The organism is Streptomyces sp. NBC_00158 (assembly GCF_045160885.1).
Lineage (GTDB): Bacteria > Actinomycetota > Actinomycetes > Streptomycetales > Streptomycetaceae > Streptomyces.
The window spans coordinates 6,423,384-6,447,915 of record NZ_CP108161.1; the positions used below are offsets into that span (position 1 = coordinate 6,423,384).

13 protein-coding genes are annotated in these 24,532 nt (G+C 75.3%); 10 read left to right on the forward strand and 3 right to left on the reverse strand.

Going from position 1 to position 24,532, the window contains the following annotated elements:
* Positions 1–2: 2 nt before the first annotated feature.
* Positions 3–10,949 (forward strand): amino acid adenylation domain-containing protein, encoded by a 10,947-nt coding sequence (locus OG553_RS29550; RefSeq protein WP_405981883.1) that lies wholly within the window; start codon positions 3–5, stop codon positions 10,947–10,949.
* Complete coding sequence (locus tag OG553_RS29555) at positions 10,936–12,636, forward strand: ABC transporter ATP-binding protein (RefSeq protein ID WP_405981884.1); 1,701 nt, start codon at positions 10,936–10,938, stop codon at positions 12,634–12,636. The genes OG553_RS29550 and OG553_RS29555 overlap by 14 nt, the downstream gene beginning before the upstream one ends.
* Positions 12,637–12,659: 23 nt before the next feature.
* Here OG553_RS29555 and OG553_RS29560 read toward each other — a convergent pair whose 3' ends face one another.
* Positions 12,660–13,796, reverse strand: a complete 1,137-nt coding sequence (locus tag OG553_RS29560) for an alpha/beta hydrolase-fold protein (protein ID WP_405981885.1) — start codon at positions 13,794–13,796, stop codon at positions 12,660–12,662.
* A 93-nt stretch (positions 13,797–13,889) separates the two neighbouring features.
* Here OG553_RS29560 and OG553_RS29565 point away from each other — a divergent pair, with 93 nt between their 5' ends.
* Positions 13,890–14,102 carry an MbtH family protein gene (locus OG553_RS29565; protein WP_405981886.1) on the forward strand — a complete coding sequence of 71 codons (213 nt, stop codon included), beginning with the start codon at positions 13,890–13,892 and terminating at the stop codon, positions 14,100–14,102.
* Positions 14,103–14,120: 18 nt separating this feature from the next.
* Here the strand turns inward: OG553_RS29565 and OG553_RS29570 are convergent, their stop codons facing one another.
* Entirely contained in the window at positions 14,121–15,107 is a 987-nt protein-coding gene (locus OG553_RS29570) for an Lrp/AsnC family transcriptional regulator (RefSeq protein ID WP_405981887.1), read from the reverse strand.
* Between the two features lie 296 nt (positions 15,108–15,403).
* On the opposite strand from OG553_RS29570, the gene OG553_RS29575 reads away from it, so the two are divergent.
* The 6 genes from OG553_RS29575 to OG553_RS29600 all read left to right on the forward strand — a co-directional run bounded on the left by OG553_RS29575 (position 15,404) and on the right by OG553_RS29600 (position 21,457).
* Complete coding sequence (locus OG553_RS29575) at positions 15,404–15,934, forward strand: hypothetical protein (protein WP_405981888.1); 531 nt, start codon at positions 15,404–15,406, stop codon at positions 15,932–15,934.
* Positions 15,935–15,972: 38 nt separating this feature from the next.
* The gene (locus OG553_RS29580) at positions 15,973–16,395 is read left to right on the forward strand and encodes a CBS domain-containing protein (RefSeq protein ID WP_405981889.1); all 423 of its coding nucleotides are present in this window, start codon (positions 15,973–15,975) and stop codon (positions 16,393–16,395) included.
* A gap of 38 nt (positions 16,396–16,433) precedes the next feature.
* Positions 16,434–16,676, forward strand: a complete 243-nt coding sequence (locus tag OG553_RS29585; RefSeq protein WP_405981890.1) for a DUF6213 family protein — start codon at positions 16,434–16,436, stop codon at positions 16,674–16,676.
* An 89-nt stretch (positions 16,677–16,765) separates the two neighbouring features.
* The gene (locus OG553_RS29590; RefSeq protein WP_405981891.1) at positions 16,766–18,181 is read left to right on the forward strand and encodes an amidase; all 1,416 of its coding nucleotides are present in this window, start codon (positions 16,766–16,768) and stop codon (positions 18,179–18,181) included.
* Between the two features lie 122 nt (positions 18,182–18,303).
* Positions 18,304–19,854 (forward strand): alpha/beta fold hydrolase, encoded by a 1,551-nt coding sequence (locus tag OG553_RS29595; RefSeq protein ID WP_405981892.1) that lies wholly within the window; start codon positions 18,304–18,306, stop codon positions 19,852–19,854.
* Between the two features lie 13 nt (positions 19,855–19,867).
* Positions 19,868–21,457, forward strand: coding sequence for an alpha/beta fold hydrolase (locus OG553_RS29600; protein WP_405981893.1), 1,590 nt, complete (start codon positions 19,868–19,870; stop codon positions 21,455–21,457).
* A 256-nt stretch (positions 21,458–21,713) separates the two neighbouring features.
* Here the strand turns inward: OG553_RS29600 and OG553_RS29605 are convergent, their stop codons facing one another.
* On the reverse strand, positions 21,714–22,718 hold the full coding sequence (locus OG553_RS29605; RefSeq protein ID WP_405981894.1) for a BTAD domain-containing putative transcriptional regulator: 1,005 nt from the start codon (positions 22,716–22,718) through the stop codon (positions 21,714–21,716).
* Positions 22,719–23,031: 313 nt separating this feature from the next.
* On the opposite strand from OG553_RS29605, the gene OG553_RS29610 reads away from it, so the two are divergent.
* Positions 23,032–24,522: a DHA2 family efflux MFS transporter permease subunit gene (locus OG553_RS29610; protein ID WP_405981895.1), complete on the forward strand. Its 1,491-nt coding sequence runs from the start codon at positions 23,032–23,034 to the stop codon at positions 24,520–24,522.
* Positions 24,523–24,532: the final 10 nt, after the last annotated feature.

The window sequence follows — 24,532 nt, forward strand, 5'->3', positions numbered from 1 at the left end:
CTTTGAGGACCGAACCGACCGCTCGTCTCGTACGGCTCGCTCCCACCCGGCTGGCCGGGGTGCGCCGAAGGGCCGGCGACCACGGCGACCGGACCATCACCACCGCCTGCGCCATCGCGCTGGCGTACCGGGCGACGGGCCGCGGCCCCGACGGCACGGCACTCACCCCGGGCACCCCCTTCACCGACCTCCTCGCCCTCGTCGGCGCCGGAGCCGCGACGGCGCCGGCCGGCTGGGAGGTCGGCGCGGACGGCCGGAGCATCGCCGTACCCGAAGGCGTCGAACGGGCCGACGCCCAAAGGACGCTGGACGACCTGGCCGACTTCCCCGCCCGCCCCCTCGGCACCATCGGACCGGGCGGCGCCGCCGAGCGGGCCCGGACCCTGGCCGCGTGGAACGACACCGGGGCGGAGCGGGACCGACCGACCGTCGTGGAGATGTTCCGCGAGCAGGCACGGACCAGGCCGGACGCCGTCGCCGTCCTGGACGGGCACCGGTCGCTGACCTACGGCCGGGCCGCGGAACTGGCCGCCCAGCTGGCCCACCACCTGACCGGGCGCGGCGTCACCGCCGAACAGGTCGTCGGCATCTCCCTGCCCCGCTCCGCCGACATGGTGATCGCCCTCCTCGGAGTGCTCCAGGCGGGAGCCGCGTTCGTGCCCCTCGACCCGCAGTGGCCGGCCGCCCGCCGGGCCGCCGTCATCCAGGACGCCGGCGTGGTGCTCCAGCTCAACGACACCGGCGAACACGACCCCGCCGAACCGGAGGCCGTGGCCGTCGACCTCGGTGACTGGGCCTTCGCCTCCCACCCCGCCGACGCGCCCGCCGCCACCGTCCCCGGCGCCGCCCTCGCCTACGTCATCTTCACGTCGGGATCGACCGGCCGGCCCAAGGGGGCCATGATCCGGCACGAGGCGATCAGCGAACGCCTCCTCTGGCAGAGCCGGGAGGTCCTGGGCTTCGGACCCGACGACGCGTCACTGTTCAAGGCCCCGCTGTCCTTCGACATCTCCGTCAACGAGGTCTTCCTGCCGCTCGTCACCGGCGGCCGGCTGGTGGTCCTGCGGCCCGGAGGCGAACGCGACCCGCACCACCTGCTCGGCGTCATCGCCGGGCAGCGCGTCACCTTCACCTACCTCGTCCCCTCCATGCTGGACGTACTGCTGGAGATCACGGGCGACTCCGGACGGCTCGACAGCCTGCGCCACGTCTGGTGCGGCGGCGAGGTCCTCACCCCCGAACTGTACGAACGCTTCCGCGCCCGGCTCGGCATCCCCATGTACCACGGCTACGGCCCCGCCGAGACGACGATCGGCGTCTCCCACGTCGTCTACCGGGGCGCCGCCGAACGCCTCACCACCTCCATAGGCAAGGCCAACCCCAACACCCGGCTGTACGTCCTCGACGAGGAACTGCGCCCCGTCCCCGTCGGCGTCGGCGGCGAACTGTACGTGGGCGGCTTCCTCCTCGGCCGCGGCTACGCCGGCGCGCCCGGACTCACCGCCTCCCGCTTCGTCGCCGACCCCTTCGCCGCGGACGGCTCCCGCCTCTACCGGACCGGCGACCTCGCCCGCTACGCCCCGGACGGCTCGCTGGACTTCCTCGGCCGGGCCGACAACCAGGTCAAGATCCGGGGCATGCGGCTGGAGACCGAGGACGTCGAGGCCGGCCTCGCCGAACACCCCGAGGTCCGGCACGCCTGCGTCGTCGCGCGGAAGAACGCCGCCGGCGCCACCCACCTCGTGGGCTACGTCATCCCGGCCGCCGGAAGCGAACACCTGCGGGGCGACGAGGTCCGCGACTGGGCCGCCGCGCACATGGTCGAGTACATGGTCCCCGCCCGCGTCGTCGTGCTCAAGGAGTTCCCCCTCACCGCCAACGGCAAGACCGACCGGGACGCACTGCCCGAGCCAGAGACCGGGGCCGGCCCGCTCCTGGCACCCGCCACCGAGAGCGAACGCCTGGTCTGCGCCGCCTTCGCGGCCGTGCTCGGGCTCGACGAGGTCGGTGTCGACCAGGACTTCTTCCGGCTCGGCGGGGACAGCCTCCTGGCGATCTCCCTGATCGGCGCCCTGCGCGAGGCCGGACTGCACGTCACGGCCCGGCAGGTCTTCACCCACGGCGTGGTGGGCGCCCTGGCGGCAGTGGCCGGCCGCGGGGGCACCGGCCCCGCCGACGACGCCGACACCCCCACCGGCCCCGTGACCGGATCACCGGTCGTGCGCTGGCTCGGCGAGACCACCGGCGCGATCGACGGCTTCGTCCAGTCCGTGGTGCTCGACACCCCCGCCGCGCTCACCGCCGAAGCCCTCGACCGGATCCTGACCGCCCTGCTGCACCGCCACGACATGCTCCGCGCCCGCCTGGTACGCGGCGACCACTGGGGCTTCTACGTCCCCGACGCCGGCCCGGCCCGCGCCCGGTGGGAGCAGAGCGACCGGCCCCTCGACGCGTGCGTGGCGCTCGCCACCGCCGGACTCGACCCGGAGGGCGGCGTCATGCTGCGCGCCGTCTGGCGCCGCGCCGCCCGCCAACTGGTCCTGGTCGTCCACCACGTGGTGGTCGACGGGGTGTCCTGGCGGATCCTGCGCGACGACCTCGCCACGGCCTGGCGGCAGACGGCCGCCGGCGAGCCCGTCGAACTCCCCCCGGTGGGAACCTCGTTCCGACGCTGGACCCGGCTGCTGGAACGCGCCCGCTTCGACGCCGACCGGGACCACTACCGGCGTCCGCTGCCCGGACCCGACGCACCGCTCGGCCGGCGCCCGCTCACGGACGCCGACACCGTCGCACGGGAACGCGAGGCGACCGTCACCGTCGGCCCCGACGTCACCGCCGCCCTGCTCGGCACGCTCCCCGCCCGGTTCCACACGGGACCGGGTCCCGTACTGCTCACCGCCCTCGCCGTCACCCTCGCCCGGTGGCGCCGCCGGCTCGGGCAGGACCAGACGTACGCCCACGTCGAACTGGAGGGCCACGGCCGCGAAGGCGCCCTGCTGACGGACACCGCCGGCTTCGAACCCGACCTCTCGCGCACCGTCGGCTGGTTCACCACCCTCTTCCCCGTGACCGTGGACCCCGGACCCGCGGCCGACCCCACCGCGCCCGCCCACCTCGCCGCCGCCCTCAAAGCGGTCAAGGACGACCTCGCCCGCGTCCCCGGCAACGGCCTCTCCTACGGGGTCCTGCGCCACCTCGCCGGCACGCGCTTCGACGCCCCCGCCCCCCAGGTGCTCTTCAACTACCTGGGCCGGTCCGGCGCCGGAACCCCCGGAGACTGGGAACTCACCGGGACCACCAGCCAGCTGGGGGAGCGCCGCGACCCCCGGATGCGGCTGCCGCGCGCCCTGGAGTTCAACGCCGTCGCCCGGCCGGCCCCGGCCGGCGGGTACGAGCTGGTCACCACCGTCACCTGGCCCGAGGGGATGTTCACCGACGAGGACGTCGCCACCCTCACCGGCTGGTTCCGGGAAGCCCTCACCGGCCTCGCCGGCCTGGTCCCGCTCGGCCTGGGCGGCCACTCGCCCGGCGACTTCCCCCTCGTCGCGCTCACCCAGGACGACGTGGACGCCCTCGACGGGCCCGCCCTGCGGGACGTACTGCCGCTGACCCCGCTCCAGGAAGGCCTCTACTTCCACTCCGTCTTCGACGACGACTCCCCGGGCAGCTACGTCGAACAGCAGCTGCTGACCCTGGAGGGCGAGGCGGACGCCGGGCGGCTCGCGGCTGCCGCCGGCCGGCTGCTCACGCTCTTCCCGAACCTGGCCGCCCGGTTCACGGACCTCGCCGACGGCCGGGTGGTCTGCGTACTGGAAAGCGGCGCCGAAGCCCCCTTCACCACCCTCGACCGGCCCGGCGCCACCGCCGAGGAGATCGCCGCCCACGCCGAGCAGGACCGCCGCGCCGGATTCGACCTGGCCGCGGGCCCCCTCATGCGGTACACGCTGATCCGCACCGCACCCGGACGCGGCGTCCTGGTGCAGACCGTCCACCACCTCGTCGCCGACGGCTGGTCCGTGCCCCCGATGCTCCGCGCCCTGCTGGCCGAGTACCACGCACCGGGCAGCGTGCACCCGCGCGGCACCTTCACCGACCACGTGCGCTGGCTGGCCGCACGCGACCAGGACGACAGCGACCGGGTGTGGGGCGAACAGCTCGCCGGCCTCCCCGGCCCCTCACTGGTCGCCGAAGGACACACCCCCTCCGACCGGTTCGCCGACGCCACCGCGGAGGCGGACGGGGACCCCGACGCGGCCGCCCGCGCCGCCGGAGTCCCGCTGAGCGCCGCCGTGCACGCCGCCTGGGCGCTGACCCTCGGCGGGCTCCTGCACGGCACAGACGTGGTGTTCGGCTCCACCGTGTCCGGGCGCGACACCGGCCTGCCCGGCATCGAGGACATGGTCGGCCTGTTCATCAACACCGTCCCCGTGCGCGCCCGGTGGACCCCCGCCACCACGGCCCGCGAACTCCTCGACTCCGTGCGCGAACACCAGGGCGCGGTCCTGGCCCACCAGCACGTCTCCCTGGCCCGCATCACCCGGCGGGCCGGGACAGGCCCGCTCTTCGACACCCTCGTCGTCTTCGACGTCGCCACCGACCCGGCCGCCCTCCGCCGCCCCGGGGACACCCTCGCCGTCACCGCCGTCGTGAACGAGGGCGCCCCGCACTACCCCCTCACCCTCGTGGTGGAACGCCCCGACGGGAGCCGTCCGCGCTTCAACCTGATCCACGACAGCGCACTCCTGTCCGAGGAGGACGCCCGCGCGCTCCTCGACACCTTCAACCGCACCCTCACCACCCTGCTCACCCACCCCGACGCCCCCGTCGCAGGCCTCGCCCCCGCCGGCCGGCCCCGGCTCCCCGCCGCGTCCGCCCGTACGACCCTCGGCGCGCTCTTCGACGCCGCCGCCCGCCGGGACCCCGCCGCGACCGCCGTCACCCAGTGCGCACTGGACGGCGCCACCCGCTCCCTGACCTACGGCGAACTGGACGCGGCGAAGCGGGATCTGGCCTCCGTCCTGCGCGCCGCCGGCGTCGGACCGGGGGTACGGGTCGCCGTCGCCGTACCGCGCTCGCTGGAGCAGGTCGTCGCCCTGCTCGCGGTCGTCGGCGCGGGCGGCGCGTACGTACCGCTGGACCTCGCCCACCCGGACGAACGCCTGGAGTACGTGCTCGCCGATGCCGCTCCGCAGGCCGTGCTCGTCGACGCCGGGCAGCGGGAGCGCCTGGCCCGGCTGCTCGACCGGGCGGGCGTCGCGGCCCGGCTGCTGGTGCCGGGGGAGGAGCCGGCACCGGAAGCGGGCACCGCCCCGCCCCCGGAGGCGGGCCCGCACGATCCCGCGTACGTGATCTACACCTCGGGCTCCACCGGCAGGCCCAAGGGCGTCGTCGTCACCCACGCCAGTGTGGTGGCCCTGCTGGCGAACACCTGGCACGACCTGGACCCCTCACCGGACGACGTCTGGGTGCAGTTCCACTCGTACGCCTTCGACTTCGCGGTCTGGGAACTGTGGGGCGCGCTCGCGCACGGCGGCGAACTCCTCGTCCCGGACTACGCGCTGACCCGCTCCCCGGCCGACTTCCACCGGCTGGTCCGCGAGCGCGGCGTGACCGTCCTCAACCAGACCCCCTCGGCCTTCCACCAGTTCACCGAGGCCGACCGGCAGGCCGGCTCCCCGGCCACCGCACTGCGCCGGATCGTCTTCGGCGGGGAGCCCCTCGACCTCGGACGGCTGCGCGACTGGACCGACCGGCACGGCACGGACTCGCCCGAACTGGTCAACATGTACGGGATCACCGAGACCACCGTCCACGTCACCGGGCGGCGGCTGACCGAAGCGGACTCCGGCCGGGGCGACGGGGCCAGCCCCATCGGCACCGCCATCCCCGGCCTGGCCGTCCACCTGCTCGACGACCGGCTCCGCCCGGTGCCGCCGGGCCGGGCCGGCGCCGTCTACGTGGCCGGCGACCAGGTCGCGCTCGGCTACCTCGGCCGGCCGGGACTCACGGCGGGCCGGTTCGTGGCCGACCCGTTCGCCGGCGACGGCTCCCGCATGTACCACACGGGGGACCTGGCCCGCCGCACCCTCGGCGGCGAGCTGGAGTTCACCGGCCGCGCCGACGACCAGGTCCAGGTCAAGGGCTTCCGCATCGAACCCGGCGAGGTCGAGGCCGCGATCAGGGAACTCGACGGGGTGACCGACGCGGCCGTCACCGTGGCCGGCGGGGACCACCTCGTCGCCCACGTGGTCGGCCCGCTGCCGGGCGGCCCGGACGCCCTCATCGGCGCGCTCTCCGCGCGGCTGCCCGCCCACATGGTGCCCGCCCGGGTGCTCACGGCCGGCACCCTGCCCCTGACGGTCAACGGGAAACTGGACCGGGCGGCCCTGACCGAGCGGGCCGAACGGCAGCAGGAGCTCGTGGCGGCCCCGGCCCGCCCCGCCCTGGAGGCGCTGGTCGGCGTCTTCTCCGGCACCCTGCCCGGCACCGCCGTCGACGCCGACAGCGACTTCTTCCGGGCCGGCGGCGACAGCATCCTCGCCATCACCGTCGTCAACCGGGCCCGGGCACTGGGCCACCCGATCACACCCCGGGACGTGTTCCTGCACCGGACCCCGCGCGCCCTCGCCGAGCACCTGGCGGCCCGCACGCCGGGGACACCCCAGGCCCCCGTCCCCGATTCCGCGGCGGACGACGGCCCGCTGCCGCCCACGCCGATCATCCTGCGCCGGCGCGAACTGGGCGGCACCCTCGACCGGTTCGCCCAGGCCCGGACCCTCACCGCACCCGGGGGCACCGCCTTCGCCGACGTCCGGCGGGCCGCGAACGCCGTCGTCGCCGCACACCCGGTGCTGCGGCTGCGGCTGAGCACCGCGCACGGGGTGTGGGCCCTGAGCACCGGACCCGCCCGCGCCGTGGAGCCCGTACGCGCGGACACGGCCGACGCGGCCGCCGCCGCCGACGAGGCCGCCGGCCGGCTCGACCCCGCCACCGGCGACGTCGTCGCCTTCACCTGGCTGGAGCCGGCCCGGACCCTGGTCGTCACCGCCCACCACCTCGCCGTCGACGCCGTGTCCTGGAACGTCCTGCTGGACGACCTGGCCGCCGCCCTGCGAGGCACCCCGCCCGCCCCGCCGACCACCTCCTACGCCGAGTACGCGCGGGCCCTGGCCCACGGAGCCGCCCCCGGCCCGGACGAGGCCGCCGGGCTCGGACACTGGATCCGCACCCTCCAGGCACCCCCGCTGCTGCCCGCAGGACCCTCCGGACCCCCGCGCACGACCACGGCCGTGCTCCCGCCCGCCACCGCCGACCTCCTCACCCGGACCGCCCCCGCCGCCCTCGGCACCGGCCTCACCGAGCTGCTGTGCGGCGCCCTGCGCACCGCCCTGACCCGGATCCAGACCGTCCCCGCCGACCTCGCGGTCGACCTGGAGCGGCACGGCCGGGACCCGGTGCTGCCCCACCACGACTACACCCGCACCGTCGGCTGGTTCACCTCCATCGCCCCCGTACGGCTCAGCCCGCACACCGACCCCGTCGCCGCGGCCCGCGAGGCCGCCGCACGCCGCCCCGACGAGGCGGCGCACCGCGCCTACGGGCGGCTGCGACACCTCGACCCGCAGACCGCCCCGCTGCTGGCCGCCACCGGCACCCCGCAGGTCCTCCTCAACTACCTCGGCCGGGGCGGCGAGTCGCAGGTGCCGCGCATCACCGGCGGCGCACAGGACAGCCCGTACGCCGTGGAGGTCAACGCCTGGACCGACGCGGCCACCGGCGCCCTGCACGCGGAGTTCACCCTCGACGGGGGCGTCCCCGACGAGCTCACCGGGCACTGGCTGGACGCCCTGGAGGAACTCGCGGACGCCGCCGGTGCGGCCGGGCGCACGGCGCCCGTCACCCCGCTCCAGCGCGGCCTGTACTTCCAGGCCCAGCTGGGCGGACCGGCCGGACACTACGTCGCGCAGAGCTGGTTCACCTTCGACCGGCGGCTCGACACCGGGGCCCTCGCCGACGCCATGGCCTGGGTGACGGCACGCCACCCCGTCGTCGGCGCCGGCTTCACCACCGACGAGGACGGCAACCCCGTCCAGGTCCTCGCGGCGGGCCGGCGCGCCGCCGTCCGCACCCTCGCCCTCACCACCGACGCGGAGGTCGAGGACCTCCTCGCCCGGGACCGCGACACCGGATTCGACCCCGCCGAGCCCCCGCTGCTCCGGCTGACCGTGGTCCGGCTGCCCGGCGGGCACGACGGCCTGCTGCTCAGCTACCACCTGCTGCTGTGGGACGGCTGGTCCCGCGAGACCGTGCTGCGCGACCTGTTCGACGCCTACGAGGCCGCCCTCGCCGGAACCCTCACGGCCCCCCTCCCCGCCACGCCCGGCTTCGAGGAGTACGCCCGGACGCTCGCCGCCCGGGACACCGCGGCCGCGGAACGCTTCTGGGCGCAGCAGCTGGCCGGCCTGCCCGGCCCGACCCTCCTCGCCGGGGCGGCGCCGGAACTCGCGGACGGCCTGCCCCGCACCCTCGTCGACACGCTCTCCGCCGAGCGCTCGCAGCGGCTGCGGGACGCCGCGCGGACGCACGGCGTCACCCTGAACACGGTCCTGACCGGCGCGTTCGGCCTGCTGCTCGGCGCCCGCACGGGCCGCGCCGACGCCGTGTTCGGCGTGACCGTCTCCGGCCGCGAGGGCGAGGGCCTGTCCGGCATCGTCGGCGTGCTCCTCAACACCGTGCCCGTGTGGACGCGGCCCCGGCCGGCCGCGACGGTACGGGAGTACCTGGCGGAGGTGCAGGCGGCCCGGGTGGCCGCGATGGAGCACGAGCACCTGGGGCTCGGCGAGATCCAGCGGGCCGGCGGCCACGACACCCTCTTCGACAACCTGTTCGTGCTCCAGAACTTCCTCGACACGGACGCCTTCGCCGCGATGAACACCCGGCACGGCATCACCTCGGTGCGCGCCGACGACTCCACCCACTACCCGTTCACCTGGGTCGTCACCCCGGGCGAGCGGCTCACCGTCAAACTGGAGTACCGCGACCACGACGCGCCCGCCGCGCGCCGCCTCCTCGACGACTACCTGCGCGTCCTCGACGATCTGACCGGCGCGGACGGACCCGTCGGCGCCCTGCCCGGACCCGGCCCCGAGCCCGTGGCCGGCGTACGCACCGACATCGGCACCGACACCGTCGTCGACCGGTTCGACCGCGCGGCGGACCGCCACCCGGATCGGGTCGCGCTCGTCGCCGGCGGCCGCGCCATGACCTTCGGACGGCTCCGCGACCGCAGCCGCGAGGTCGCCGGGGTCCTCGCCCGGCGCGGCATCGGCCCCGAGCGGAACGTGGGCATCGCCGTCCCGCGCTCCCTCGACTCGATCGTGGCGCTGTTCGCGGTGCTGCGCACCGGGGCCGCGTACGTACCGCTGGAGCTGGACCACCCCGACGAGCGGATCGCCGCCATCGTCGCGGACGCCCGCCCCGACGCGATCCTCACCGTCGCAGCCGTGGCCCCCCGGCTCACCGGCGAACTGATCGAGCTGGACCGGCCGCTGCCGCGGGCCGCGCCGCTGGTGACGTTCGCCCCCGGGGACCCGCACCGGCTGCGGCACCCCGCCTACACGATCTACACCTCCGGATCCACCGGCCGGCCCAAGGGCGTGGTCACCGAGTACGCCGGGCTCACCAACATGCTGGTCAACCACCAGCGCCGGATCTTCGCGCCGGTGCTCGCCGCCCACCGGCACCGCACCTTCCGCATCGCCCACACCGTGTCCTTCGCCTTCGACATGTCGTGGGAGGAGCTCCTGTGGCTCGCCGACGGCCACGAGGTGCACGTCTGCGACGAGGAACTGCGCCGCGACGCCCCCCGGCTGACCGCCTACTGCCTCGAACACCGCATCGACGTCGTCAACGTCACCCCGACCTACGCGCGGCAACTGGTGGCCGAGGGCCTCCTCGACGACCCGGAACACCGCCCCGCGCTCGTGCTGCTGGGCGGCGAGGCCGTCACCCCGGACCTGTGGCGGCGGCTCGCCGACACCGAGGGAACGGCCGGCTACAACCTGTACGGGCCGACCGAGTACACCATCAACACCCTCGGCGTCGGCACCTTCGAATGCCAGGACCCGGTGGTGGGCGTGGCCATCGACAACACCGACGTGTACGTACTCGACCCCTGGCTGCGGCCGCTGCCGGACGGGGTGCCCGGCGAGCTGTACGTGGCGGGCACCGGCATCGCCCGCGGCTACCTCGGCCGGCCGGGCCAGACCGCGCACCGCTTCGTGGCCTGCCCGTTCGGTGCCCCCGGCGAGCGGATGTACCGCACCGGCGACCTGGTGCTGCGGCGGCCCGACGGGAACCTCGCCTACCTCGGCCGCACCGACCAGCAGGTCAAGATCCGCGGCCACCGGGTCGAACCGGGCGAGGTCGAGGCCGCGTTCACCGCGCACCCGGCGGTCCGGTTCGCGGCCGTCGTGGCCCAGCCCGATCCCGGGGCGGGCGGAGGGCACCGGCTGGCCGCGTACCTCGTCCTCGTGGACGGCGCCGAACTGGCGGCCGTCGCCGCCGAGGTGTGCGCCGCGCTGCCGGACTTCCTGCGCCCGGTCCACTACGCGCGCGTCGAGGGCATACCGCTGACCGTCAACGGGAAGGCCGACACCGCGGCGCTGCCGCAGGCCCGGCCGCTCGGCGCGCTCGGCACGGCGGGGGAGCGCGGCCCGCGCCCCGGGACCGAGACCGTGGTCCGCGCGTACTTCGCGGAGGCACTGGACCTGGACGACGACGAGGTGAGCGCGGTGGGCGACTTCGTGTCCCTCGGAGGGCACTCCATGCTGGCGGTGCGGCTGATCGGGCTGCTCCGCCGCGAGTACGGTCCCGTCATCACCATCCGAGACCTGTTCACCCTGCGGACCCCGGAAGCGATCGCCCGTCACCTCGATGAACACTCCTGACACGCGGGAGCCGCGCACGGGCTCCGACATCCTGCGCACCGCGCTGCGCCGCAACCGCGGCGCCATGGCCCGGGGCACCGTCCTCATGGGGCTGTACCAGGCGGGCGAGACCGCCTTCCCCATCGCGCTCGGCCTGATCGTCGAGCTCGCGCTGCGGGAGCGGAGTCCGGGCGCGCTCGCCCTGTCCGTCGCCGCGCTGGCCGTGATCATCACGACCGTGTCGCTGTCGTGGCGGTTCGGCATGCGCGTCCTGCAGAAGGCCAACACCACCGAGGCGCACCGCTGGCGGGTCCGCGTCGCGGACTGCGGACTCCAGCCGGTGGCCCGGGACACCGGCCTGAAGTCCGGGGAGGTGCTGACCCTCGCCACCGAGGACGCCGACCAGACCGCCGACATCATCGAGGTGGTGCCCCTGCTGATCAGCTCGCTCGTCGCGGTCCTGGTCGCGGCCGTCGCGCTGGGCCTGGCCGACCTCCGGCTCGGCCTGCTGGTCATCGTCGGCACCGTGGCGATCCTGTCCGTCCTGAGCGTGCTGTCCAGACGGATCGGCGCCGGCACCCGCGAACAGCAGGCCCGGGTGGCGCGGGCGGGCGCGAAGGTCGCCGACCTGATCACCGGCCTGCGGCCGCTGCACGGGTTCGGCGGCAACCACGCGGCGTTCCGCTCGTACCGGGAGGTCAGCGGGGAGGCGAGGCGGCAGGCGGTCGCCGTCGCCCGCGTCAACGGCGCGTACGCGGGCACCGCGCTGGCCCTCAACGCGGTCCTCGCCGTCGCCGTGACCCTGACCGCCGGATGGCTGGCCTTCGAGGGCAGGATCACCATCGGCGAGCTGGTCATGGCCGTGGGGCTGGCGCAGTTCGTCATGGAGCCGCTCAAACTGTTCTCGGACATGCCCAAGTACGTGATGACGGCGCGCGCCTCCGCCGAGCGCATGGCCCTGCTGCTGGCCGCGCCCCCGGCGGCCGTCCCGGGGGCGGACCGCCCGGCCCCCGGCGCGGACCTGGAGGTCGACGGCGTCCGCCACGGGGCGCTGAGCGGGCTGCGGTTCCGGGTGCCGGCGGGCGGGTTCGTGGCGATCGCCGCCTACCAGCCGCGCGCCGCCGCCGACCTGGCCTCGGTACTGGCCCTGCGGGTGCCGCCGGGCGCGTACGGGGGAGCGGTGCGGCTCGGCGGACGGGACCTCACGGACCTGTCGGTGGTGGCGGTACGGGAGCACCTGCTGGTCAACCCGTACGACGGGGAGATCTTCGCGGGCACCCTCCGTACGAACATCGACCCCTCGGGCACCAGTACGAAGGTCCGCGAGGCCGTCGGGGCGTCGATGCTGGCCGACGTCGTCGCCCTGCACCGCGAAGGCCTCGACCACCCCGTCCGCGACCGGGGCGCGAACCTGTCCGGGGGGCAGCGCCAACGCCTGTCCCTGGCGCGGGCGCTGGCCGCCGACAGCGAGGTGCTGGTCCTGCACGACCCGACGACGGCCGTCGACGCGGTCACCGAACAGCTCATCGCGCGGGGCGTCGCGGAGCTGCGCCGGGGCCGCACCACGGTCGTGATCACCAGCAGTCCGCCGCTCCTGGACGCCGCCGACCGGGTCCTCGTCCTGGACGGCGGCGTGATCACCGCCGAGGACACCCACCGCAACCTGCTGGCGGGCGACCCCGACTACTGCCGGGCCGTGGCCCGTTGACACCCTTCCGGGGGTGCCGGGGATCAGCCGAGCGCCCAGGCGACGTCCCGCAGCAGCGCGTGCCGCCACCCCGCCCGGTCGTGCGCCGATGCCGAGCGCGAGACGCGCACGGCCGCGCCGGCCCGCTCGGCCAGGGCCTCGGTCAGCGCGCAGTGCGGCAGCATCCGCGTCTCGTGCTCCCCGACGTCGAAGGCGACCCGCAGCCCGGACAGGTCGGTGCGCCCGCGCAGCCGTGCGGCGACGGCGCCGCCGACCGGCCCGCCCAGCGGGTCCGCCGAGCCCGGGGCGCCCGGCGTCCACCAGAAGGACCCCGACTGGCAGGCCACGCGGGACACCAGCTCCGGGAACTCCAGCGCCGCGTACACCGCGCTGAGCCCGCCGAGGCTCTGGCCCGCGACCACCAGCCGGTCCGGGTCCGCGGGCACCCCGGACGCCGCCACCAGCGGGAGCAGCCCGTCCCGGACCGCCTCCCACAGCCGCGGACCGCACGCGAACTCGGTCTCCCGGTCCCCGGCGGGCAGGAAGACGAGGGTGACGGGGGGCACCGCGCCGGCGGCCACGGCCGCCTCGAAGGCGGTCGCCGCCGGGTGCAGGTACAGCCAGTCGTCCCCGTCGAGCAGCAGCACCAACGGCCCGCCGCCGCCCACCGGATGGAGGCGTACGGTGCGCCGCCTCCCGGTCACCCCGCCGTCCCAGCGGATCCGGGCGGCGGGCAGGGGCAGCACGGGGTCCGGGCCGAGGTCGGGCCAGTACGGCTGGGCGGGGGCGTCCGGGGTCGCGGCGACGGACCGGTCGCCGCCCGCACCGGCCGGGTTGAAGGGGTCGGCGTACGCGGCGCCGTCCGCGCGGAACCAGTAGGTCACGCGCAGCCGTTCGGGCATCGGCACCTCGGCGTACCAGCAGTCCGTGCCGGCCCACCGGTGCAGCGGCACGGGGTCCGACCAGCTCTCGAAGACCACGTCCGCCGGGGAGCCGCGCCACAGGAACAGGGTCGTCCAGCCGCCGCCACCGCCGTCGCCGGCGGGCACCGACGAGGGCGGGCCCGCCGCGCCCACGGCCGTCCAGAACTCCCCGCTGCCGGGAGCGCCGGGGAGTCCGTAGGCGGCGAAGGGGCTCCGGGCGCCCTCCGAAGGGCGGTCGACCGCGTCCGTGGGGCGCATCGGGGTCTCCTTGTGAGCGGCAAGGGGAACGTCTAGGCTCATCGTAGTCAGGTGAGCCTAACCTAATCAGCGTGTTCCGGGGAGGCACCCAGCATGAGCACCAATCCGTTCGACGACGCCGAAGGCCGTTTCCTCGTCCTGGTGAACGACGAGGGCCAGCACTCGCTGTGGCCCTCCTTCGCCCCGGTGCCCGGCGGCTGGACGGCCGTCTTCGGTGAGGACACCCGGGACGCGTGCATGGACTTCGTCGACACCCACTGGACCGACCTGCGCCCCCGCTCGCTCGCCGAGTCCATGGACGCCTGACCCGCGGGGGCGCCCCCGTCAGGCGCGCTCCGCGGCCCCGGCCCGCTTGTAGGTCCGCATCAGCAGGGCGGTCTCCACGCGCGCGGTCCCGCCCAGCCGGGCGAAGACGCGGGACGAGAAGGCGTGCAGGTCCGCCAGGTCGCGGTGGCTGGAGTAGCCGAGCAGCCCCGCGTCCCCGGTGGTGACGACCAGGTGGCGCACCGCCGGCTCGCCCGCCAGCAGCCGCACCGCGGCGCCCAGCCGGCGGTGCGCCACCGCGATCCGGAACCGGGCCTCCACCGGATAGCCGAGCACCGCCGGATCCGCCAGCAGCCGCAGGTGCAGGATGTGCGAGGTCATCAGCCGGGCGAGGCGGCGCCGGGCGGTGGTCTCGCCGACCTGGAGCTCGCGGGCGAGCCGGGTCGTCGACATCCGGGCGTCCCGGCCCAGCAGCTCCACCAGCCGCCGGTCCAGACCGTCCACGGCGAGCGGCGCGGGCAGTTCCAGCCCCGCCATGGCCAGCCGGCGCACCTCGGTCGGCTCGTCGTCGTACGGGGCCCAGTCCCCGGCGGTCAGCAGCAGCCGCAGCACCACGCTGGAGTGCACGTCCACCACCCCGTCCAGCCGTCCGATCACCGAGTCGACCAGGGTCAGCAGGGCGTCCTGGCCGGGGGCGTTCAGCTCGGCGAACACCTCCAGGGCGCCCGTGGCCACCTCCACGGACCGGGTCTCGGGCCGCCGGGCGAGGGTCAGGGCGGTCTCGTGGACCCGCCCGGGAGCGCACCGCACGGCCAGCTCCGCGGTGATCCCCTCGCCCTGGTACTCGGGGGCGAGCGCGGCCGTGAAGCGGACGTGCCCGGTCGAGGTCATCCGCTCCAGGCGGCGGGCGACGGTCCGCTCGTGCACCCCGACCGCGTCGGCCACGTCGGCGAAGGCGGCCCGCGGGTCGCGGTGCAGGATGCGCAGCACCGCGTGGTCGACGGCGTCGAGCTCGGGCGGCGCGGGGCCTCCGGCGGCGGTGTCCACGGCTCCGTCCATCCTGTCGGCCCGCCGTGCGGGGGCACGGGGGCGCCCGGCGGCTCACGGCCGACCCGGCGGCTCACGGCCGACCCGGCGGGCCCGGCCGACCCGGCGGTGGTCGGCGGAGCGCCGGGCCGCCCGGCGTGCCCCGTCGGCCGGACCGCGTGCGGATCAGGGGCGTCCGGCGGATCAGCGCCGGTTCAGGCCCTCCGGCCGGAGCCCGGGCCGCCCGGCCCCGGCTGGACGGGTGCGTCCTGACGTGTGGGGTGTGGCTGCGGCTGACTGGTGGCGGCCCGGTGTAGTTGCCGGTCACCAGCGAGGAGCTCGCCGAGCTCCAGGCCCGCGTCCGGGCCTGCTTCGAGGCCGGGGCCCTGGCCACCGGCGCCGAGCTCGCCCTGGAGACCGTCGGGAACGGCTACGCCGACCTGCGCCAGGACTTCGCCATGGGTCGCGGCTACCTCGCCGCCGCCCGCGAGCTCGGACGCCGCGTCCAGGACCTGGACCCGACCCTGCGGGGCGGCTCTACGGACATGGGCAACGTCTCCCACCTGGTCCCCACCATCCACCCGATGATCGGCTACGACTGCGGGGACGCGATCATGCACAACCCGGAGTTCACCCGCTACGGGGTCTCCGCCCAGGCCGACCGCGCGGTGCTCGACGGAGGCCTGCTCATGGCCTGGACCGCCATCGGCCTCGCGACCGACCCCGGCCACCGCGCCTCCCTGCTCGGCCGCCTGGCCGCCCGCCGGGAGTCCCCCGCCGCCGTCGGCCCGGGGCCGGACCGGGCCCCCGCGCGCGGGGGTGTGCGTACCGCCCGCCGGGGCGGGTAGGCGCCCGCCAGGAGCCGCTTCCAGCAGCGGGAGGACCCATGACCCGAAGCGTCCACGAGGTGATGACCTCGAACCCGGTGACCGTCGAGAAGCTGACCTCGCTGGCGGAAGCCGCCCGGGTGATGCGGGACGCGGACATCGGGGACGTCCTCGTCGTCGACGGGGGCCGGCTCCACGGCATCCTGACCGACCGGGACCTCGTCATCCGGGGCATGGCCGAGAACCGGGACCCGGCCGAGACGACCGTGCAGGCCATCTGCACCGCCGAGCCGCTCACCGTCCGGCCCGGCGACGACGTGCACCAGGCGGTCGCCCTCATGCGGCGGAGCGCGCTGCGCCGGCTGCCCGTGCAGACGGAGGACGGGGAACTGGTGGGCGTCGTCACCCTGGGCGACCTCGCGGTCGAGAGCGACCCCGGCTCGGCCCTCGCCGCCATCGCGGCCGCCGAACCCGGCAGCTGAGGACCGCCGCCCGGCGGGGGAGCGAGGGAGGTGCCGCCGTGAACGCGTCCATCCCCCTGGTCTGCGTGCCGGACGGCCGGGTGCTGATCCCCGCCGAAGAGGTCACCGGCCTGCTGCGGCACCTCGCGGGGGAGTGGCTGTACGCCGTCTACCAGGGCGAGGCCGAGCTCGACCCGAAGACCACCCTCGGCCTGGCCGGCGTACTGATGGCCTTCGCCGACCAGATCGACGTGGAGTGCATCGCGTACCTGGCGGGCCCGGAAGAGGACCCCGGCGGATGATCGCGCCAACACCGTTGAACCCCTCCCGTGTTACTTCCTGGTAGGGAATGATGGCGGGCGACCACTTACAGGGCGGGGGCTGATCAGCGGTGACCACTTTCGACAACCTGACCAGGGTGCACGCGTTCCGGGACGACTCCCTGGGCGAGCACGACGCCGTGGGCCTCGCCGCGGCGATCCGGCGCGGCGAGGTCTCCGCCGCCGAAGCCGCCCGCGACGCGCGGGAGCGGGTCCGGGCGGTCGAGGACCGTCTCCACGCGGTCGAGACGTACGCGGACACCCCCGCCCCCACCCCCGCGGCGACCGGCGCCTTCGCGGGCGTGCCCACCTTCGTCAAGGACAACACCGACTACCAGGGGCTCCCCACCGGCCACGGCAGCAGCGCCTTCCGCCCCGCCCCGGCCCGGCGGCACGCGCCCTTCGCCCGGCAGTTGCTGAGCAGCGGCGTCACGGTCCTGGGCAAGACCCGGCTGCCCGAGTTCGGCTTCAGCCCGAGCACCGAGTACGAGGACGCCGAACCGGTCCGCAACCCCTGGCACACGGACCGCTCCGCCGGCGGCTCCTCGGGCGGGGCGGCCGCGCTGGTCGCCGCCGGAGCGGTGCCCCTCGCGCACGCCAACGACGGCGGCGGCTCGATCCGGATCCCCGCCGCCTGCTGCGGACTCGTCGGCCTCAAGCCGACCCGCGGCCGGGTCGTGCCGAACGACCAGAGCCGCCGGCTCCCGCTCGACCTCATCTGCGACGGCGTCGTGAGCCGCTCGGTACGCGACGCCGCCGCCTTCCTCGCGGCCGCCGAGACGTACTGGCGCAACCCCGCGCTGCCGCCGGTAGGCCTGGCCGAGGGCCCGACGGGCCGGCGGCTGCGCATCGGCTTCCTGGCCGACTCGCCGAGCGGCGTACGGTCCGACGACGCCACCCGGCAGGCGGTCGACGCCACCGTGACCGCGCTCCGCGGACTCGGGCACACCGTCGAGCCGGTGGAGATGGCCATCGACCCCTCCTTCACCGACGACTTCCTCACCTACTGGGGCATGCTGTCCTTCCTCCTGGGCGTCACCGGCCGCACCCTCGGCACCGGTTTCGACCGCGACCGCATGGACGCCCTCAGCCGCGGACTGCGCGGGACGTACCTGGAGAACTGGCGGCGCACCCCCGGGGTGCTGCGCCGTCTGGGGCGCACCAAGGAGGCCTACGCGGCCGCCTTCCGCGGCCACGACCTCGTCCTCACCCCCGTACTCGCCCACACCACCCCGCCGATCGGCCACCTCAGCCCGGCCGTCCCCTACGCCACGCTGATCGCGCGGATCCTCGCGTACGTGGCCTTCACCCCCGTCGACAACGTCGTCGGCACCCCCTCGCTCTCGCTCCCCGCACCGACCGCGACGGCGGACGGACTGCCCGTCGGCGTCATGTTCTCCGCCCGCCCCGGCGGCGAACGCACACTGCTGGAGATCGGCTTCCAGCTGGAGGCCGAGCACCCGTTCCGGCGCGTCCAGGACCGGTGACCCGCCACCGATGTGCAGGCGCCCCGACCGGGCGGTAGCGTCGGTTGTGTGCGATCCGTCCGCACCGCCGGGCGCCGCCCGGCGGGCAACTCGGGGATGTCGGCCGAGGAGCGGGATCCGGTATGACGAAGCACACCCTCCACGCGGCCGCCGCCGCGGCCGCCCTCGCCTGCCTGTCGGCGGCCGGCCCGGCACAGGGCGCCGCGGGGGCACCGGCGCAGCCCGCGGGGACCGGCCCGGCGGCCCCGTCCGCCCGGTTCGTGCCCGGCCCCTGCCCCAGGACGCCCGAACCGATCGAGGCGCTGGGCACGGCACGGTGCGGATACCTCGAAGTCCCCGAGGACCGGACCCGCCCCCCGGGCCGGACCATCAGGCTCGCCGTCGCGGTCATCAAACCCGTCACCACCAAGCCGGCCCCGGACCCGCTGGTGTTCATGGCGGGCGGCCCCGGCGCCGACACCTTCGACGACATCCCCTTCCTGATCGACTCCGGTCTGAACAAGGACCGCGAACTGATCGTCATGGCCCAGCGCGGCAACCTCTACGACCATCCGAACCTCGCCTGCCCGGAGGTCGACCGGGCCAACGAGAAGACCGTCGCCTTCGGCTGGGACGCGCCCGAGGCCGAGCAGCTCGTGCTGAAGGCGTTCAAGGAGTGCCGGGACCGCCTGACGGCCGACGGCACCGACCTGAGCGCCTACAACAGCACCGAGAACGCGGCCGACTTCGCCGACCTGCGCACCGCCCTCGGCATCCCGCAGTGGAACGTCTACGGGTACTCGTACGGCAGCAACCTGGGCCTCACCTACCTGCGCCTGCACCCCGAGGGGATCCGCTCGCTGGCGATCGACTCGCCCAGCCCCCCGCAGGTCACGATCCTGCCGTGGGGCTGGAGCAGCGCCAGGGAAGGCCTCGACGCCGTCTTCGACGCCTGCGCGGCCCAGCCCGCCTGCAAGAGCCGCTACCCCGGCCTCGACAAGACCCTGGACGAGCAGGTGGCCGAGCTGGAGGCGAACCCCCTGAAGCTGAACACCCGTCCGCCGGGCGCCGGGAACCCCGTCGGGGTCGTCCTCGACGGAGGCACCCTGCTGAACATGATGGTCGGCTTCAACGTCAAGCCGGTCGACATTCCGGCAGCCCTGGAGGAGCTGGGCCGGGGCAACCCGCAGCGCTTCGCGCAGGGCCGCGCCAAGGACGCGGTCCAGCCCAAGGGTCTGGTGGCGCACGGCCTGACCCAGTCGGTCGCCTGCGCCGAGTGGGTCCCGGGCACCTCGGAACCCGACGTGGCGGCCGCCGGGCGCGAGGCCTTCCCCGGGTGGCCGGAAACGGTCCTGGCCCAGGTCCCGCAGCTGCCCTTCGAGTACGACGTGTGCAAGGTCTGGAACGTCGCCGACAACGCCGCCCGGCACCGGGTGGCCACCGTCAGCTCGGTACCGGCGCTCGTCATCTCCGGAACCTTCGACATGAAGACCGGGGCGAACTACGCGAAGGACGCCTCACGCACCCTGTCCCGCTCCACCTCCGTGCTGGTCCCCGGGATCGGGCACTGGGTGGTGCCGCAGTCGAAGTGCGCCCAGCAGGTGCTGGCCTCGTTCCTCGCACGGCCGACCGCACCCGACACCACGTGCGTGGCCGGCCTCGCGCCGGCACCGTTCACGATCGCCCCGAAGTGACCGGGAGGACATGATGGCTTCCCACCGCGCGCCCCGCCGCCGCACCGCACGCCGGATCCGCGCCACCGCGGCCGGCGCCGCGACCGGGCTCCTCATCACCGGCCTGCTGGCGGCCCCCGCCCAGGCGCGGGACGACACCGGAGGGCCGGTCGGAACGGCCGCGGGGAAGGCGGGCGACGCCACCTACGAGCCCGGCCCCTGCCCGAAGACGCAGTACCCCGTCCCGGAGATCGAAGGGGCCCGCTGCGGCACGCTCACCGTGCCCGAGAACCGGGCCGGGCCCGGCAGCCGCACCATCAGGCTCGGTGTGGCGGTCGTGCCGGCCAAGGCCGCCCAGCCGAAGCCCGACCCGATCGTCTGGCTCGCCGGCGGACCGGGCGACGACGCGGTCGGAGAGGCGAAGATGGCGGTCGACGGCGGCCTCAACCGCGACCGCGACCTGATCCTCATGTCCCAGCGGGGCACCTACTCGGCCGACCCGGCGCTCACCTGCCCCAACGTCGACGAGTTCAACGCGCGCGTGGTCGGCCTCGTCTACGACGCGGCGTCCACCGAGACCCTGCACGTCCAGGCGACGAAGGCGTGCCGCGACAAGCTGGCCGCGACCGGGGCCGACCTCAGCGCGTACAACGACATCGAGAGCGCCGCCGACCTCGCCGACCTGCGCACCGCGCTGGGCCTCAAGGAGTGGAACGTCTTCGGCATCTCCTACGGGACCCACCTGGCGCTGGTGTACATGCGCCTGCACCCGGAAGGCATCCGGGCGGTCGGCCTCGACGGCATCCTGCCGCCCTCCAGGGGAGGTTCGGCCGCGGCCTGGAGCAGCGCCCGGCAGGGCTTCGACGGCCTGTTCAAGGCCTGTGCGGAGCAGCCCGCGTGCAACAGCCGCTATCCGAACCTCCCGGCCACCTTCGAACGCCTCGTCCGCGAACTGGAGGCCAAGCCGGTCACCACCACCGTCACCGTCCCCGGCCGCTCCGAACCGGTGAAGGTCGTACTGGACGGCGGGGCCCTGGTGACCTGGATGACCTCGGCGACCCACACGGCGACCCAGGTGCCCCGCGCCCTCGACGACCTGGCGCACGGCAAGCCGCAGCGGATCGCGCAGCAGTGGGCGGGATGGAGGCTCGCCCCCCAGGCCATCGGGGCCACCTCACACGGGCTCGTCTACGGAGTCTTCTGCAGCGAGTGGATCCCGTTCGAGACCCCGGAACAGGCGCTCAAGGGAGGCCAGGACGCCTTCCCGTCCTTCCCCCGTTCGGTACAGGAGCAGGCCCCGCAGCTCAACTCCCTCCGGCCCGACTGCGACGTGTGGAAGGTCGCGGCGGCGCCGGATTCGATCCGCGACACCACGAACGGCGACATCCCCACCCTCGCCATCTCCGGCGGCTTCGACGCCCAGACCGGCGCGGACAACGGCCCGTACGTGGCCCGCACCCTGAGCAGGGCCCACGTCGTGACGGTCCCCTACGAACCCCACGTGGTGTTCGCGACCTCGAAGTGCGCCCAGGAGATCACCGTCTCCTTCTTCGAGAACCCGGCCGCACCGGACACGAAGTGCCTGAGCGGCCTGGAGGCCCCCGCGTTCGAGACCGGCCCCTGACCGGCCCACCGGGCGTCCGTGCCGGCCCCGCCCCGCACCCGGCCCCGGTCACCCGGAATTTCGGACAGGGGCCGCCGGACCGGCCGGCGATCCGCCACGCCGAGACCCGGCCAGAACCAGAACGGCACCACCAAACTCAAGCGACGGCGGCCACAGCGCCGGATGCTGCGAGGAGGACCTCCGGGACCTGATCCCCAGGCTCGAACGGGCCTTCGCCGCCGCCTGACCCGCGGCCGGCCGGGCCGGGTCCCGCGGGTCAGGCCCGGCCCCCGCACAGGATCATCCGGTGCGTCCGCCGCAGCACCCCGCTCGGCGGAACACCCAGCTCCACGGCCAGCAGCCGGCGCGTGCGGTCGAACACGGCCAGCGCGTCGGCCTGCCGGCCCCCGCGGTACAGCGCGCGCATCAGCATCGCCGCCACCGGCTCGTTCAGGGGGTGCGCCGCGCACAGCGCGTACAGCTCGGCCACCGCCTCGGAGCACCGGCCCAGCCGCAGCTGGTGCTCCAGCTTCCGCTGCGCGATGCCGAGCCGGCGCTCCGTGAGCCGCAGCCGCTCCAGCTCGGCGAGCGGCCCCGGCAGCCCGGCCAGGAGCTCCCCGCGGAACAGGTCCAGCGCCCGGGAACACAGGCGGACGGCCTCCTGCGCGTCTCCGGCCCGGTCCGCCGCCCCGATCTCCCCGGCCAGCTCCTCCAGCCGTACGGCGTCCACCTCGACCGCGCCCGGGACCAGCCGGTAACCGCGCGGGCCGTGTTCGATCACCGGGTCCGGGACGCTCCCGGCACGCAGCGCCTTGCGCAGCCGGTAGACGTACACGGGCACCACGTTCGCCTCCGGCGGCTCCGCCCCCCACACCCCGTCCAGCAGCTCCCGCCGGCCGAGCGTGCGCCCCGCGCCCAGGGCCAGCGCCGCCAGCACGGCCTGCTGGCGCAGGTGCCCCAGCCGGACGGGCCGCCCGTCCTGCCACGCGCGCAGCGGCCCGAGCACGGAGATCCGTATCCGGGGCCCGGCGGTCGGCACCGGACCGGCCGTTCGGGTCCGGGGACCGTGCCCCGGCACGGCCAGACCGAGGTCGAAGGCGTGCACGATGGCGGCGGACCGGTCGCGCAGCCCGAGCTTCACCAGGATCCGGGCGAGCCGCTCGGCCACGGCCTCCTCGGGGACCGCGAGGGCGGCGGCGATCTCGTCGTCCCGCAGTCCGCAGCCGACCGCCGCGAGCACCTCGCGCTCCGGTTCCCCGAGCGGGACGGCGGTCGTCGGCATCACAGCCCCCAGGACTCTCGGTCGGACGGTCGGTCGGACGGACGGACGGACGGACGGACGGATGGTCGGACGGTCGGACGGTCGTACGGACCGCCGGCCGGGCCGGGGTCGCCGACAAGCTAGCGCCCCCGGCCCGGCCGGGACATCCGGAACCATCCGGAGTGACGCGCTGCCCCTTCCGGACCGACAAAATGGTTTGAGCCCCGGCCGCGCTGCCGACAGGATCGGGTGACACCGATGAGTTCTTCCCGGCGCCGAGGTCCGTCCTCCTGTCCGGCCACGCGCGCAGGAAGCTCACCCGACGGAAGGCACCATGCCCGTACCCCCCGCATCTCCCGCAACGCCCGCCCACCCGCCCGCTCGCGTCACCGCCGTGCTGCGGGTCCTCGTGCTGTCCACGTTCGTCGTCTTCCTCAACGAGACGATCATGGTCAATGCGATCCCGAGGCTCATGCGCGAGTTCGAGGTCACCGCGGCCGCCGCCGGGTGGCTCTCCACGGCCTTCATGCTCACCATGGCCGTCGTCATCCCCGTCACGGGCTGGTTCCTCCAGCGCGTGACGACCCGGACCGCCTTCGGCCTGGCCATGGCGCTGTTCCTCGTCGGCACGGCCCTGGCCGCCGCCGCGCCCGCCTTCCCCGTACTGCTGGCCGCCCGCGTCGTCCAGGCCGCCGGCACCGCCGTCATGATGCCGCTGCTCATGACGACGCTGATGACCCTCGTGCCCCCGCAGGACCGGGGTCGCGTCATGGGCAACATCACCCTCGTCATCTCCGTCGCCCCCGCCCTCGGCCCCGCCGTCTCCGGCGTGCTGCTCCAGCTGGGCAGCTGGCGCCTGCTGTTCCTGGCCGTGCTGCCCATCGCGGGGGCCATGGCCCTCTTCGGCCGCCGCACCCTCGTCAACATCGGCGAGCCGCAGGCCGGCCCGATCGACTGGCTGTCCGTCCCGCTGGCCGCGGCGGGCTTCGGCGCACTGGTCTACGGCCTGAGCGAGCTCGGCGCCGGGGACGCCTCCCAGGCCCCGGTCTCCCCCGAGGTCACGACCGTGGTGGGCGCCGTACTGGTGGCCCTGTTCGTCTGGCGGCAGTTGGCCCTGCAGCGCTCGTCCACGCCGCTGCTCGACCTGCGCGCCCTGACCTTCCGGCACTTCTCCGTGGCGCTCGCCCTGATGTGCCTGTCCTTCATGGGCCTCATGGGCGCCTTCATCCTGCTGCCGATGTACCTCCAGGAGGTGTGCGGCCTCACCTCGCTGCAGACCGGCCTGCTGCTCATCCCCGGCGGCCTGACCATGGGCCTGCTCGGACCGCAGGTCGGCAAGCTCTACGACCGGGTCGGCGCCCCGCGCCTGGTCGTGCCCGGAGCCGTGGTCACGGCGGTCTGCCTCGCGCTGTTCGCCCTCACGGGCGAGGGCACCTCCCCGTGGCTGGTGCTCGCCCTCCACGTGGCCCTGAGCGCCGGCATGGCGTTCGTGTTCACGCCCGTCTTCACCTCGGGCCTGTCCGTGCTGCCGCCGCACCTCTACCCGCACGGCTCCGCCATCCTGGGCTCGCTCCAGCAGGTCGCGGCCGCCGCCGGAACCGCACTGGTCATCAGCGTGATGACGGGACACGCCGCCTCGGCCGCGGCCGACGGCGCCGACGCCACCGGCGCCCTGGCCACGGGCGTCCGGTGGGGATTCGGCGTCGGTGCCGTACTCGGAGCCCTGACCGTGCTGGTCGCGCTCGTGGTCCGCACCCCGCCCGTGCCGGAGCCGCCCGCCGAGGCGCAGCCCCAGGACGACAAGGCGGCCGGGAAGTCCGCCTGAGCCCCTGACC